Annotated in this window: 9 protein-coding genes and 1 riboswitch; of the genes, 2 read left to right on the top strand and 7 right to left on the bottom strand. The window is 63.2% G+C overall.

Features of this window, described 5'->3' with window-relative positions; genetic code table 11:
* The 5 genes from thiC to O0879_RS26850 form a co-directional block, all read right to left on the bottom strand.
* Nucleotides 1-1,914 carry a phosphomethylpyrimidine synthase ThiC gene (gene thiC / locus O0879_RS26830; protein ID WP_289913600.1) on the bottom strand — a complete coding sequence of 638 codons (1,914 nt, stop codon included), beginning with the start codon at nt 1,912-1,914 and terminating at the stop codon, nt 1-3.
* A 79-nt stretch (nt 1,915-1,993) separates the two neighbouring features.
* Nucleotides 1,994-2,109: riboswitch (TPP riboswitch) on the bottom strand.
* Between the two features lie 108 nt (nt 2,110-2,217).
* Nucleotides 2,218-2,472: a hypothetical protein gene (locus tag O0879_RS26835; RefSeq protein ID WP_077399591.1), complete on the bottom strand. Its 255-nt coding sequence runs from the start codon at nt 2,470-2,472 to the stop codon at nt 2,218-2,220.
* A 38-nt stretch (nt 2,473-2,510) separates the two neighbouring features.
* The gene (locus O0879_RS26840; RefSeq protein ID WP_099665502.1) at nt 2,511-3,317 is read right to left on the bottom strand and encodes a response regulator; all 807 of its coding nucleotides are present in this window, start codon (nt 3,315-3,317) and stop codon (nt 2,511-2,513) included.
* 28 nt (nt 3,318-3,345) lie between these two features.
* Nucleotides 3,346-5,250, bottom strand: coding sequence for an ATP-binding protein (locus tag O0879_RS26845; protein WP_289919667.1), 1,905 nt, complete (start codon nt 5,248-5,250; stop codon nt 3,346-3,348).
* Between the two features lie 49 nt (nt 5,251-5,299).
* Nucleotides 5,300-6,040: a Crp/Fnr family transcriptional regulator gene (locus O0879_RS26850; protein WP_099665503.1), complete on the bottom strand. Its 741-nt coding sequence runs from the start codon at nt 6,038-6,040 to the stop codon at nt 5,300-5,302.
* A 237-nt stretch (nt 6,041-6,277) separates the two neighbouring features.
* Between O0879_RS26850 and O0879_RS26855 the strand changes: the two genes are divergently transcribed.
* Nucleotides 6,278-8,362, top strand: a complete 2,085-nt coding sequence (locus tag O0879_RS26855; protein ID WP_251351010.1) for an EAL domain-containing protein — start codon at nt 6,278-6,280, stop codon at nt 8,360-8,362.
* Here O0879_RS26855 and O0879_RS26860 read toward each other — a convergent pair.
* Both O0879_RS26860 and O0879_RS26865 read right to left on the bottom strand, forming a co-directional pair.
* On the bottom strand, nt 8,359-9,438 hold the full coding sequence (locus O0879_RS26860) for a porin (protein WP_289919669.1): 1,080 nt from the start codon (nt 9,436-9,438) through the stop codon (nt 8,359-8,361). The two genes, O0879_RS26855 and O0879_RS26860, sit on opposite strands and share 4 nt — an antisense overlap.
* A gap of 536 nt (nt 9,439-9,974) precedes the next feature.
* Nucleotides 9,975-12,215, bottom strand: a complete 2,241-nt coding sequence (locus tag O0879_RS26865; RefSeq protein ID WP_289919671.1) for an ankyrin repeat domain-containing protein — start codon at nt 12,213-12,215, stop codon at nt 9,975-9,977.
* A gap of 284 nt (nt 12,216-12,499) precedes the next feature.
* Here O0879_RS26865 and O0879_RS26870 point away from each other — a divergent pair, with 284 nt between their 5' ends.
* Nucleotides 12,500-15,307 carry a valine--tRNA ligase gene (locus O0879_RS26870; protein ID WP_289919673.1) on the top strand — a complete coding sequence of 936 codons (2,808 nt, stop codon included), beginning with the start codon at nt 12,500-12,502 and terminating at the stop codon, nt 15,305-15,307.
* The last annotated feature ends 50 nt before the right edge of the window (nt 15,308-15,357 follow it).

The following is a 15,357-nucleotide window of genomic DNA, read 5'->3' on the forward strand; positions in this document are numbered from 1 at the left end:
TCAGACCTTGCGGTACAGCTCGGCGCCGTTCTTGATGAATTCGATGGCCTTGATTTCCATGCCCTGCTTGAGCGCCTTGTCTTCCGCGATGCCCATGCCGGCCGCGTATTCGCGCACTTCCTGCGTGATCTTCATCGAGCAGAAATGCGGGCCGCACATGGAGCAGAAATGCGCCACCTTGGCCGAATCCTTGGGCAAGGTTTCATCGTGGAATTCGCGCGCCTTGTCCGGGTCCAGGCCGATATTGAACTGGTCGTCCCAGCGGAATTCGAAGCGGGCTTTCGACAGTGCGTTGTCGCGGATTTGCGCGCCCGGATGGCCTTTCGCCAGGTCGGCCGCGTGCGCCGCGATCTTGTACGTGATGATGCCGTCCTTGACGTCCGCCTTGTTGGGCAGGCCCAGGTGTTCCTTCGGCGTCACGTAGCACAGCATGGCCGTGCCATACCAGCCGATCATGGCTGCACCGATGCCCGAGGTGATGTGGTCGTAGCCGGGCGCGATATCCGTCGTCAGCGGCCCCAAGGTGTAGAACGGCGCCTCGCCGCACTGTTCCAGCTGCAAGTCCATGTTTTCCTTGATCAATTGCATGGGCACGTGGCCCGGACCTTCGATCATCACTTGCACGTCGTGCTTCCAGGCAACTTGCGTCAGCTCGCCCAGGGTTTTCAATTCGCCCAGCTGCGCCTCGTCATTGGCGTCGTAGATGGAGCCGGGGCGCAAGCCGTCGCCCAGCGAGAACGACACGTCATACGCCTTCATGATTTCGCAGATCTCTTCGAAATGCGTGTAGAGGAACGATTCCTGGTGGTGCGCCAGACACCATTTCGCCATGATGGAGCCGCCGCGCGAAACGATGCCCGTCAGGCGCTTGGCCGTCATCGGCACATAGCGCAGCAGCACGCCCGCATGGATGGTGAAATAATCGACGCCCTGTTCGGCCTGCTCGATCAGGGTGTCGCGGAAGATTTCCCACGTCAGATCTTCCGCCTTGCCATTGACCTTTTCCAGCGCCTGGTAGATGGGCACGGTGCCGATGGGGACGGGGCTGTTGCGCACGATCCATTCGCGCGTCTCGTGGATATGTTTACCTGTGGACAGGTCCATCACGTTATCGCCGCCCCAGCGGATGGCCCAGGTCATCTTTTCCACTTCCTCGCCGATGGAAGACGTCACGGCGGAATTGCCGATATTCGCATTGATTTTCACCAGGAAATTGCGGCCGATAATCATCGGTTCGACTTCCGGGTGATTGATATTGGCGGGGATGATGGCGCGGCCGCGGGCGATTTCCTCGCGCACGAATTCCGGCGTGATTTCGACCGGGATGCTGGCGCCGAAGGACTGGCCCGGATGCTGGCGGCCCATCAGGTCGGCCAGGCGCTCGCCCATGGGGCCGGAAGCCTTGAGTTCGCGCAAATACTCCTGGCGGCGCATGTTTTCGCGGATGGCAACGAATTCCATTTCCGGCGTGATGATGCCTTGGCGCGCGTAATGCATCTGCGTCACGTTCTTGCCGGCGATGGCGCGGCGCGGCTTGCGGTGCAAATTGAAACGCAGCTCGGCCAGCTTGGGGTCCGCCAGGCGGGCGATGCCGTAATCGGAAGTGGGACCGGGCAATTCTTCCGTGTCGGCACGCTCCATGATCCATGGCAGGCGCGGCGTATCGAGGCCGGAGCGGATATCGATGTTCACGTCCGGATCCGTGTAGGGGCCGGAGGTGTCGTAGACGTAGATCGGCGGATTCTTTTCGCCGCCGAACGACGCTTCCGTGTCGGACTGGCTGATCTCGCGCATGGGCACGCGGATATCGGGGCGGCTGCCTTGCACGTAAATCTTGCGCGAATTGGGCAACGGCGCGATGGCGGCTTCGTCGACCGTGGCGGTGGCGGAGAGGAATTTCGGGTTGGCGTTCATTTTGGCTCCTTGGCTAGACTATTTTTAAGCCTGGAGCCAGCTAAGGAGGTTCGGAATTGCGCACGCGGAAAAGCGGGGTGCAGTCATCCTAAAGCTTCCCTTCGCTGGCATTATCCAGATCAGGTTCGGAGGGTATTTCTCACCCGCGCTTGCACTGTGTTTCCACAGCGAAAGGCAGGACCCCTAGCGTTTGCCGCCTTGCGGCAGCGAGCCAATTATACGCGGTTCACGCCGCGTGGCCAGATGATTTCTTGCAGGTGTCGTCTTTGCGCATCTGCTGCATTGCAACAGACGCCATCGCGCTTATTTCTTCTTGCCCCAGCGCCAGCTGGTCGGTTCGCCCTTCAGCTGGCAGATGAAAATGAGCACGGCAACGATGGCCACTTCATAGACGATGTAGCCGACCAGCATGGTTTGCGGGGGGAACAGGAAGGCGCCGCAGGCGAACAGCGCCAGCGCGGCCAGGAACACCAGCCAGCCTTGCCAGGTGATGGGCAAGCCCCAGCCCCAGCCATAGGTCTTGGCGGGGAACCAGTAGGAGGGAGATTTGTCGGTCATGATTTTTCCTGGTCTGTATCGATGGCGCCCAGTATAAATCAGGCACTGCGATGGCGCTCCGTGACATCGAGGCCGATGCCGCGGTAGCCGATGAAACGGCTGCCCGTGTCGAACATCGGTTCGCCGCTCACCTGCAGGTATTGCGTGCTGCCGTCGAGGTTGGCGCGGCTGTAGATAAAGTCGAGAAACGGTTCCCGCGCGGCAATCTTGGCGTCGAGCAAGGCGCGTTCGGCCGCGTTCCAGCGCTGCGGCTCTTCCTCGCTGCCGATGCCCAGCATTTCAGCCACGGGGCCGGAAAAGCGCGTCAAGTTGCCCTGCGCATCCTGTTCCCAGTACCAGTCGGACGACAGTTCCGTGAAGCGCTGGAAGCGCGCTTCGCTTTCGCGCAGCTCCGCCGTGCGCACTTCCACCATCTGTTCCAGCGACTTGTTGTATTCGGCCAGCTTTTGGTACAGCAATCGCACTTCCAGCATGTTGTGGATGCGCGTCTTGACTTCCACCAGGTCGAAGGGCTTGCTGACGAAATCCTTGGCGCCCGCCTGCAGCGCGCGCAGCTTGTGGCCAGGCTGGGCCGTGATCACCAGCACGGGCAGATAGCTGCCCGCCTCCAGGTCGCGCAAGCCTTCCATGACTTCAAAACCATCCATTTCCGGCATCTGCAAGTCGAGCAGGATCAGGTCGTAGCGGTGCTGCTGGTGCAGCGCGCGCACGGCTTGCGGGTCCATGGTGGAGGTGATGCGCGTATAGCCGGCATTGCGCAGCACCTGTTCCAGCAGCATGACGTTGGCCTCCTGGTCATCGACGATGAGGATGCTGGCGTTCAGGATCTCGGTGGCTTGAAGCATGGCGGTATTCCTAAAAATAAATGCTGAATTAGCGTACTGCATGAGTGTCGTCGGCCAGGCCGTGCGCGGCCGCATGGTGCAGGGCCACGTCGAGCGCATCCATGAATTCGACGACCTTGATCGGCTTGGTCAGGTAGCGGAAGAAACCCGCTTCCAGGCCCTTCTCGATGTCGCGCGGCACGGCGTTGGCCGACAGGGCCATCACGGGAATATGTTTCGTGAGCGGATCGTCGTGCAGGATATGCAGGGCGCCATAGCCGCTGATGCCGGGCAGGTTGATATCCATCAAGATCACATCCGGCTGATACGTGCGCGCCAGGTCGATGCCCAGGTGCGCATCGATGGCCGTGAGCAGCTTCAAGTCGCTGCGGCGGGCGATCAATTGCTCCACCAGCGCCAGGTTGGCGGGATTGTCTTCCACGTACAGCAAGGTGCGCTGGCTTTCCTGCGCTTCCTGCGCCTGCGGCAGCGCGTCGCCGTCGCCCAGCATCAGTGCCGGCGCATTGCTGGCGGCCAGCTCGAACCAGAAGGTGGTGCCCACGCCGACGGTGCTGTCGACGCCGATGGTGCCGCCCATCAATTCAATCAGCTGCTTGGTGACGACGAGGCCGATGCCCGTGCCCTCTTCCGTGCTGTTTTCCTGTCCCAGGCGGTTGAAGGGCTGGAACAGCTGCGCCACCTGCCCCGCATCGAGGCCGGCGCCGCTGTCGCGCACGCTGACGCGCACCTTGGCGCCGCGCTGGCTGCAGTCGACGGTGACGGAACCGCCGCCCTGGTTGTATTTGATGGCGTTCGACAACAGGTTGATCATCACCTGTTTCACGCGCGTGCGGTCCGCATGCACGAAGTAGGCTTCGCCGCAGCGGGGGAAATGCAGGCTGATGCCCCGTTTTTCCGCCTGCGGCGCGATCATCGCCTGGCAATCCTGCAGCACGTCGAGCAGCGACATCGCTTCCTGCGACAACGTCACCTTGCCCGATTCGATCATGGCCAGGTCGAGGATTTCATTGATCAAACGCAAGAGATACCAGCCACCCTTGAGGATCTGTTCGATCGAGCGCTGCTGCGGCACGGTGGGCGGCGGCACGTCGGACGCCATCAGCTGCGCAAAGCCCAGCACGGCATTCAGCGGCGTGCGCAATTCGTGGCTCATGCTCGACAGGAATTCGGACTTGGCGCGGTTGGCCTTTTCCGCCACCAGGCGCGCCTTCTTCAGTTCGGCATTGTTGGTTTCGACCAGCGAGCGCGTGTACGCCTGCTGTTCGCGCAGGCGCTGATCCAGCAACGCCTGTTCCGCCTCGACCTGCTTGCGTGCCGTATTGTCGGTGCCGATCAGCAAGTAGCCGATGACCTTGCTCTGCGCATCGCGCAAGGCCGTCACGGAAACGATGGCGGGGAAGCGGCTGCCATCGTTGCGGATGTAGGTCAGTTCATAGATGTCTTCGATGCCGCGCGTGGCCTTGAAGACGAGCGCTTCCACGCCCGGCGTGATGACGGTGTCGAGTTCGGCGCTGAGGGCGGCCGCGCGCGCGACAATTTCTTGCGCATCGGAAATACCGGCCGGCGTCAGCTTGTCGACCACGTCGCTCGCCGCATAACCGAGCATGCGTTCGGCGCCCACATTGAAAATCTGGATCACGCCCTGCGCATCGGTGGCGATGCACGAGAAATTGGCACTGTTGAAGATCGCATCCTGCAAGGCGCCCGCCTTGAGCAGCTGGCGCGGCAGGCTGGCCGCCACCGTGCGCCGGTACAGCGCCACGAGCAGCATCAGCAGCAAGAAGACCAGCGCGTCGATGACGCAGGCCGTCTCGAACGGCGCGCGCCAGGCCAGCACGCCGACGGCCAGCAGCGCGACGGCGCTGAAGGAAAACGCCAGCGCCATGGGCCAGCGCGACGGTGCGCGCGGGGGAATGTTTTCGACAGATTGCATGAGGTAGCCCGGGCTATGACAACGATAAGAATACGAGGCAGTGCGGTCTTCAGGAAGACTGGCGCTGGCGCACGTCCGACAGCAGGCGCGCAAATTCCTTTTTGACCACGCCATAGCATTCGCACACATGGCCTTCGAGGCCGGCGCGGTCCAGCACGGAAATATGGCCGCGCCGGTAGCTGATGAAGCCGCGCTGCTGCAGGCGCCCGGCCGCTTCCGTCACGCCTTCGCGGCGCACGCCCAGCATGTTGGCGATCAACTCCTGCGTCATCGTCAGCTCGCGGTTCGGCAAGCGGTCCATGGTCAGCAGCAGCCAGCGGCACAGCTGCTGCTCCACCGTATGGTGGCGGTTGCACACGGCCGTCTGCGACATTTGCGTGATCAGCGCCTGCGTATACCGCAGCAGCAAGCGCATGACGGGCCCCGCGCGGTCGAACTCTTCCATCAGCAAATGCGCCTTCAGCCGGTAGCCGACGCCGCCCGTCTGCACGACGGCGCGGCTCGGCGTCGAGTTGCCGCCCATAAACAGCGACACGCCCACGACGCCTTCATTGCCGACACCGGCAATTTCCGACGAACCGCCATTTTCCAGCAGGTAATGAATGGAAACGATGGCCGTGGTGGGGAAATACACATGCTGCAGCTTGTCGCCCGAATCGTAGATCACGTCGCCGAGCAGCATCGACACTTGCTCCAGGTACGGGGCCAGGCGCGCGAAATCGGCGTCGAGCATGGCGGCGAGCAAATGGTTTTGATTCGGGTTGTGCAGCTGGGCATGCGGACTCGACATGGGCAGGTTTCCTGGTTTCCAGTCGTCAGCTAGGGGATCGATGAAAGGCGTCCGAACGAGGGCCGCCATGTGGTGCAGCGTAACACAGCGCTGGCACGGTGCCCCGACTATATTTCTTGCCGGCATGGCCGTCCGTTCGGTAGCGAACGGACGGTATTTCGCCGCCCGCCCTACAGTCAGTCACTGCCCGGCCTGCCTGATCATGGATCGGCACCGGCGCTGCCACGGGACGTCACCATGCAATCATTCTTCAAGCGCATCTCCATTTCCGTTTCCACTTCGGCCCTGCTCACCCTGGCGTTCGGACTGTGCCTGACGGCCCTGTGCTACGCCTCGGCGCGCCAGATCGAGTCGGAAAGCACCCGGCTGCTGCTGCAGTACCACGCCAGCGCGCACACCCTGGGCGCCGCCCTGCTGCCGGCCAAAGGCATGGGTCTGGACGCCAACCACCGCGGCTCGCTGTACGTGCTGCTGGGCGGTCTGCTGTCGAGCCTGCTGGCGGCCGCGTATGTGTATCAGCTGGTGTCGCGCAATTCCGTGATTGCCCGCATCACGGGCGAACGCACGGCGGCGCTGCAGTTTGCCAATTTGCGCCTGTCCGAAGACATCGCCGCGCGCATGCACAATGAAAAGTCGCTGCGGCTGCGCGAGCGCATCATCGAAGTGTCGGCCAATGCCATCATCCTGTGCAGCGCCGACGCGCCCGGCTACCTGATCGAATACGTCAACCCCGCCTTCGAACGCATCACCGGCTATGCGGCCGGCGAAGTCATCGGCCAGCGCCTGGAAGACTTGCAAGGTCCGGAGCAAGGGCGGCAAGACATGCACGCCATTACGGCAGCCCTGCGCGAACAGCGCGAAGGCAAGGCCATCGTGCGCAATTTCCGCAAGGATGGCAGCTGCTACTGGAGCGAGCTGTTCGTCGCTCCCGTGCGCGACGATGGCGATGGCCCCGTCAGCCACTTTGTCGTAGCGCAATACGACATCAGCACCGTCATGCGTTTCGAACAGGAACTGGAATTTCAGGCCAGGCACGATATCCTGACGGGCCTGGCCAACCGGGCCCTGCTGCGCGAACGGCTGGAGCAGGCGATGGCCGTGACGCGGCGCAGCGGCCTGCCCCTGTGGGTGGTTTTCATCGACCTCGACCGCTTTAAATTCGTCAACGATACCCTGGGCCACGATGCGGGCGACCTGGTGCTGAAAAGCGTGGCCGAGCGCCTGCGCGACGCGACGCGCGAAGTCGACACCGTGGCGCGCCTGGGCGGCGACGAATTCGTGCTGCTGTTGCCCCAGCACGGCAATGGCGAACCGGGCGTGGCCATCCTGCAGCGCATCCAGGACGCCGTGACGCAACCGCTGCAACTGGGCGAATATGAATTTTTCCTCAGCTGCTGTATGGGCGTGGCCGTGTATCCCGACGATGGCGACGATGCCGACACGCTGATCAAGCACGCCGACATCGCCATGTACCGCGCGAAGGAACAGGGACGGGGTCACTGGCAATTCTATGCCGCGAGCATGAATACGGGCACCCTGGAACGGCTGGGACTGGAGAGCGAGTTGCGCCACGCCCTGGAGCGGGGGCAATTCCACCTCGAATACCAGCCCCAGCTGGACCTGGCCAGCGGCACGGTGGTGGGCATGGAAGCGCTGCTGCGCTGGACCCACCCGCAGCTGGGACGGATTCCGCCGGCCAGCTTCATCGGCCTGGCCGAGGAAATGGGCTTGATCACGCCCATCGGCGACTGGGTGCTGCGCACGGCATGCGCCCAGGCGCGTGCCTGGCAGCTGGCCGGCCATGGCCCGCTGCGCCTGGCCGTCAATCTGTCGGCGAGGCAATTCAAGCAAAAGAACCTGCTGCACGCGGTGGCGCAGGCGCTGGCGGACACGGGACTCGCCGCGGCCCACCTGGAACTGGAATTGACGGAAAGCATGGTCATGCATGACGTGGAACAAGCCACGGTCATCATGGCCAAGCTGAAGGGACTGGGCGTGCAACTGTCCATCGATGACTTCGGCACCGGCTACTCCAGCCTGGCCTACCTGCGCCACTTCCCCATCGACGTATTGAAAATCGACAAAACCTTCGTCAGCGACATCACGCACAGCATGGACGACGCGGCCATCGTGCGCGCCATCATTTCGCTGGCGCACAGCCTGCGCCTGAAAGTGATCGCCGAAGGCGTGGAAACGGCGCAGCAGCTGGACTTCCTGCGCCAGCACGGCTGCGACCAGATGCAGGGCTATTTGTTCAGCCGCCCCCTGGCCGCCGCCGCTTTCGAAACATTGCTGCTCGAAGGCAACATGCTGCCCGCTTAAAACGCGTGGCGCAGACCGATGTTGAAGGCGCGGTTGCCGCTGCCCACTTCCGTTGCATTGCCCACCATGTAGGCGGCGTCGTTGCGGTTGCGGATATGCGCGTAGGCAACATACACCTTGCTGCGCTTGGACAAGGCGTACGTGGCGCCAATGGCCAGCTGCTGCGCGTCGCGGTTGGCCGCATCGCGGTCATCCTTGCGCACATACGAGGCCAGCAGTGTCGTCGCGCCGAGCGGCACGGAGACGCCGACGATGGCGTCGCGGCTGTCGGTGGACTGGGCCGGCGCCTGCGCTGCGCCGTACGGATTTTCCGCAAAGAACATGCTACTGCCATCGCCCGTGTTGCGGCCATAGCCGGCAAACGCCGTGGCCACGCCAAAGTTGTAATTACCGGCCAGAATGGTGTTATTCACGTCGGCCTTGCCCGGCTCGCCGGCACGGCTCTGGCGCGCCAGGCGCAAGGTCAGGGGACCGTTGACATAACCCAATGCCAGGCCCAGCGAACGTTGATCTGCCGCAATCCCCGTGTGCTCGCCGGCACCATACATGACGGTGCCCGTCACGCCGCGCCATTCCGGCGAGGTGTAGCGCACGGTATTGTCGATGCGCGTGGCCGAATAGCCGGCCAGGTTGGTCGCCGCGCCGGCCAGGCCGCCCTCGAACGGGTCGGCCACGTCGGTCAGCGCCTGGCTTTGCAGGTTGTACTGGCGGCCCACGGTCAACATGCCCAGCGGGCTGTCGATGCCGACAAATGCCTGGCGGCCGAACAATTGCCCCGCCTGGTCGGAGCGGCCCGAGTCGCTCAGGACGCCTGCTTCCAGGGTGAACACGGCGTGCAAGCCATTGCCCAGGGATTCCGTGCCGCGCAAGCCCAGGCGCGAGCCGGCCGATACGCCGCTGGTGAGCTTGCTGACGCCGCCTTCCTGCACCAGGCCCGCATCCATCAAGCCATAGATGGTGACTGACGACGGGATGACTGACGACGGGCCGGCAGACGACTGGGCGTGGGCGGCAGGCAAGACGCCCAGGGTGGCGATGGTCGAAACGAGGCCGACACTGATCGAGAGTTTTTTCATGCTGGTTTCCTTGTAAAGGCAAAACCAGGAAAGCGCGCGGCCATGGCGCGGCCACAGGCGTCAAGGCGCGCCGTAGTTACATGCCGTATCGAAAGACGACGGGCCAGATAACAACATTCCTGGCTAAGCTGTGGCGGCGCGGCCGATAAAGACGATGGCGCGCGGTATTCCGCCGTGAATGGTGCACCGCTGGCGGTGCGCGTGGCTCAGGCGCCCGGCCCGAAGGGGACGCGCTGAAGGTGGCTGGCATCGCGGATGCGCTGGCCTTGAGACGCGGGCGCGTGTTGGATATGAAACGTTGATACAACCGCGTCTGCAGGCGCCGTCCGCAAGGATGAGGCAGGAGGCGCCGAGGCCGGCATTATAGCATCGGCAGCGCCTTGATCCCCGTTCTGTTGCAGTAAAACGACTCGCCAGGCCGCCAAAACACAGCGATGTCGCCGCGCAAGGCGGCGCATGCCGGCCAGGCTAACGCTATTGCGGCGGCAGGCTGGCGGCCTTGTCCTTGCCCTGTGCAGCGGTGCGGCTGCCGGATGCTAGCGCGCCGCGGCAGCCGCCCGCAACGCGGCCAGCACGGCTTTGTTTTCCGACGTCGACGCCCGTTGCTGCGCCATCTTCAACACGGAAATCCCCCCGGCTTGCGGATCGGCGCCCAGGCCCAGCAGCAGCTTGACCATCGCCGCGTCGCCATTTTCGACGGCCGCCAGCAAGGGCGGAAGATAGCCGTCGCTGACGACGGGCGCGCCCATCGCGGCCAGGCGGGTGACCCAGTCTGGCCGCTGGCTGCGCACGGCATGCCACAGCAGCGTCTCCTTTTCCAGGCGCCGCGAATCGAGCGCCGCCCCCTGTCCCTTGTAAGACTCTTCGGCGGCGGGGCCGACTTGCTGCCATGGCATGCCGGGCACCACCAGTTGGCGCAGCACGTCTTCGGACGCCGGTTGATGGTTGTACATGGCGCGCATCGCGGCATCGAGCCAGCGGTCCTTGCCCTTCGCGTCATGCCGGGGCACGCGCTGCTTGAGCCAATCGAGCACGCCGGCGTTGCCCGCTTCGGCGGCAAAGGCGTACAGCGACTTGTCCTGCTCATCAATATTCGGCGTGGTGCCGGTGGCCAGCATTTTGTCGAGCACTTCAGTACCGCGCGTCAGGCGCAGCAAGCGCCCCCATGTCAACGAATCGGCCAGCGGCCGTTCGGCTGGCTGCGCAGCCCCGCCTTTCTTGGCTTTTTTCTCTGCCAGATACTGATCCACCAGCAAATATGGCCGGCCCGCGCCTGCGTCGAGCAAGGCGATCATGCTGGCCGTCCGTTCATTCGCGTCGATCAATTCCGGCAAGATGCCCGCATCCTCCTGCTGCAAGGCGTATTCCAGCGGCGCCATCGTTTGGTTTTCGCCGCCGTATTGCCGCGCATCGGCGCCATGGGCCAGCAACAGGCGCACCATCGCGGCATTGCCATACAGGGCAGCCAGATGCAGGGGCGCGGCGTGGTACAGCGTATCGCCTTCGCCGAGCGGCACGCCGCGTTGCAACAGCAGCGTCATCATGCGCAGCTTGGTGGGCAACAGCGCGGCGTGCCGCTCACGCAGCGCCTGGCGGCGGGCCGGCTCCGACGCCTGCGCCAGTCGCTCCTGATCGTCGTCCCGCCACGTTTGCGCCTTCAGCCATGCCGCTTCGGCTTTGAACATGCCGGATGGGGGCAAGATCAAATAGTTCAGCAAGGGAAGCCTGTCGATCGCATAGTTGCCCGGCTCGGCGACACCGGCAAGCAGCTTGCCGAAGGCCGCTTCATCGCCCTCTCTGGCAGCCTTGAACAGCGCCGTCACCTCTGGCGTCGGCGGCAGCTTGTTGCGTGCCTCGTGCACATAATTGATCAGGCGTTCCATGCCGTGCACGGAGACCTGCGGCAATGGCATGCCCACCTTCCATGCCCGCGCCAGCTGATCCGCCTCGGCGTGTTGCGCCGCATTCAATTTCTTTGCCCAGCGGGCCACGACGTCGCCGGCCTCCGCCGCGCCGCCCGCCGCCGCCAACTGGCTCAGCATGGAAGCGAGCACATAGTCCTGCGGCACGCCCGCCTCCTCTCCATACAGAACAGCCAGCTGCAACTGGGCCTTGGCACTGCCGCTTTCGGCGGCCTTGCGCAGCCAGCGGGCGGCCTGCGGTTCATCCAGGCCGCCCGTGCCTTTCCAGCACAGCAAGCCCAACTGGTAGGCGGCTTCCATGTCGCCGCCCTCGGCGGCGCGGCGGTACCAGTCCTGCGGCGAACGCTGTCCCGTCAGCGACGTCGCCGGTAAGGGCGCGCCCCGCTTCCAGCCGGCAGCCAGGCGCACGGCTTCATCGACCTGGTCCGGCGACATCCTGTCACGCTGCGCCGGCAGGGACTTCTCCATCGCGGCCGCGCCGCTCCACTCCTTGTCTTGCTGCGCCAGCAGGTTGAGCGCGTACGACAGCACCCTGTCGACCGGCCCCCCTTCACCCCGTTCATGCATTTGCGCCAGTTCCTGCAGCGGCTTGCCGTCACCCTGCGCGGCCATGACGCCCAGCCAGGGCCGCGCGCGCGCGGGATTGCGCATGCGGCCCGGCGCGTATGCATACATGAAAACCAGCGCCTTCTGCGCGGCGCGATCGCCCCCCTTGGCCGCCAGCAAATACCAGCGCTCGGCTTCGGCCTCGCTGCGCGCCACGTCCCGGCATCCTTGCTCGCCCTGATAGATATCGGCGAGGGCTTTTTGCGCCTCGACATCGCCACCTTGCGCCGGTCCGCTCAATTGCCTCACGGCCTCGCTGCAGCGCCCGGCCTGGAAAGCCGCCATCCCCTCCGGAACGCCGGCGCATGCGCCACCGGCAGCCAATCCGAACCCGAGCACGGCCAATTGCCACATTTTTTTCATGATAGTCTGGGCTTTCAAGTAATGTTGCAAATATGATAGCTTAGAAAAAATACAATGAAGCAATATTGCTCAATCGTGCGCGGCTTTTCGGCCCATCCAGGGCCGCTATTTGCTGCGCATGCTTTATGCACCCCTTATAATGGTTCCTTTTGCCAATCACACGCCAAATCATGGAATTAGCCAAGTCTTTCGAGCCCGCCGACATTGAACAATTCTGGCGCACCGAGTGGGAACAGCGCGGTTACTTCACCGCCACCCTCGATGCCGGAAAACCTTCCTTCAGCATCCAGTTGCCGCCGCCGAACGTCACCGGCACCCTGCACATGGGCCATGCGTTCAACCAGACCATCATGGATGGCCTGACCCGCTACCACCGCATGCTGGGCCACAACACGGCCTGGATTCCCGGCACCGACCACGCGGGCATCGCCACGCAAATCGTCGTGCAACGCCAACTGGACGCGCAAAAGATTTCGCGTCATGACCTGGGCCGCGAGAAATTCGTGGAAAAAGTGTGGGAATGGAAAGAAAAATCCGGTTCCATCATCACCGGCCAGATGCGCCGCCTGGGCGCCTCGGCCGACTGGCAGCGCGAATACTTCACGATGGATGAACCGCGCTCGAAAGTCGTCACCGACGTCTTCGTGCGCCTGTTCGAACAAGGCTTGATCTACCGCGGCAAGCGCCTCGTCAACTGGGACCCCGTGCTGGGCACGGCTGTCTCGGACCTGGAAGTGGCTTCCGAGGAAGAAGACGGTTCCATGTGGTACATCAAATACCCGCTGGCTGACGGCAGCGGCTTCCTGACGGTGGCCACGACCCGTCCTGAAACCATGCTGGGCGACGTGGCCGTGGCCGTCGATCCGACGGACGAGCGCTACACGGCGCTGGTGGGCAAGATGCTGAAACTGCCGCTGACGGACCGCGAAATCCCCATCATCGCCGACGAATACGTCGACAAGGAATTCGGCACGGGCTGCGTGAAGATTACGCCTGCGCACGACATGAACGATTACGCCGTCGGCCAACGCCACAAGCTGGCGCAAATCGTCATCCTGACCCTGGACGCGAAGATCACGGACGATGCGCCCGAGGCCTACCGCGGCATGGACCGCTTCGCCGCGCGCAAGCAGATCGTCGCCGACCTGGACGCGCAAGGCTTGCTGGAGCAAGTCAAGCCCCATAAACTGATGGTGCCGCGCGGCGACCGCACGGGCGTCGTCATCGAGCCGATGCTGACGGACCAGTGGTTTGTCGCCATGAGCAAGCCGGCCCCGGAAGGCACTTTCTTCCCCGGCAAGTCGATCGCGGAAACGGCGCTGGACAAGGTTGCCAACGGCGAAATCAAGTTCGTGCCGGAAAACTGGAGCACCACCTACAACCAGTGGCTCAACAACATCCAGGACTGGTGCATCTCGCGCCAACTGTGGTGGGGCCATCAAATCCCGGCGTGGTACGACGACGCCGGCAATATCTTTGTTGCGAAAACGCAAGCCGAAGCGGAAGCCAAGGCGCTGGCCGCCGGCAGCACGGGCCCCTTGAAGCGCGACGACGACGTGCTCGACACGTGGTTCTCGTCGGCGCTGGTGCCGTTCTCGACCATGGGTTGGCCTGAAGAAACCCCGGACATGAAGGCCTTCCTGCCGTCGTCCGTGCTGGTGACGGGTTTCGACATCATCTTCTTCTGGGTTGCGCGCATGGTCATGATGACGGCGCACTTCACGGGCAAAGTGCCGTTTGAAACCGTCTACGTGCACGGCCTCGTGCGCGATTCGACGGGGCAGAAGATGTCCAAGTCGAAGGGCAACACGCTGGACCCGATCGACTTGATCGACGGCATCGACCTGGAAGGCTTGATCGTCAAGCGCACCACGGGTCTGATGAACCCGCGCGACGCGGAAAAGATCACCAAGGCCACGCGCAAGGAATTCCCGGAAGGCATTTCGGCCTACGGCACGGACGCCGTGCGCTTCACCATGGCCAGCTATGCCTCGCTGGGCCGCAACATCAATTTCGACCTGGGCCGCTGCGAAGGCTACCGCAACTTCTGCAACAAGATGTGGAACGCCACTCGTTTCGTCATGATGAACACGGAAGGCAAGGATTGCACGGCAAATGATGTTGATCTGTCGCAAGCGGACAAGTGGATTATTTCCCTGCTGCAAAAGGCCGAACTGGACGTGGCCAAGGGCTTCGAAGACTTCCGTTTCGACAATATCGCCGCATCGATCTACAAATTCGTGTGGGACGAGTATTGCGACTGGTACCTGGAAGTCGCCAAGGTGCAAGTACAGCAAGGTACGGAAGGCCAGCAGCGCGCCACCCGCCACACCCTGCTGCGCGTGCTGGAAGTGGTGCTGCGCCTGGCCCATCCGATCATCCCCTTCGTCACGGAAGCCCTGTGGCAGACAGTGGCGCCACTGGCCGGCAAGACGCTTAAGCCAGAGGGCGATTCGATCATGATGCAGCCGTATCCGATCGCCAACACCGACAAGATCGACGAGTCGGCCGAAGCGTGGATGCAGCAGCTGAAAGCCTTGACGGACGCGACGCGCAACCTGCGCGGCGAAATGCAGATCTCGCCATCCGTGCGCGTGCCGCTGATCGTCGAGGCAGGCAATGCCAGCGAGAAAGAAGCGCTGGCGTCGTACGCGCCGTACATCCAGTCGCTGGGCAAGCTGGCCGAAGTGCAGATCGTCGATGCGTTGCCGGACTCGCCAGCGGCCGTCGCCATCGTCGGCACCACCAAGCTGATGCTGAAAGTGGAAATCGACGTGGCCGCCGAACGCGAGCGCCTGGGCAAGGAAATCGCCCGCATCGAAGCGGAAATTGCCAAGGTCAACAGCAAGTTGGGCAATGAAAGTTTCGTCGCGCGCGCCCCTGCCGCCATCGTTGCGCAAGAAAACGAGCGTTTGCTCAGTTTTTCGGCGACAATTGAAAAACTGCGCGAACAGTTTGCTAAACTAGCCAGCGCATAAGGCAAGTTTGGAAAGATTGCGCGGCGTCATCCGTGACGCCGCGCAGGATG

This window comes from Janthinobacterium sp. SUN120 (assembly GCF_030397735.1).
GTDB lineage: Bacteria > Pseudomonadota > Gammaproteobacteria > Burkholderiales > Burkholderiaceae_D > Janthinobacterium > Janthinobacterium kumbetense.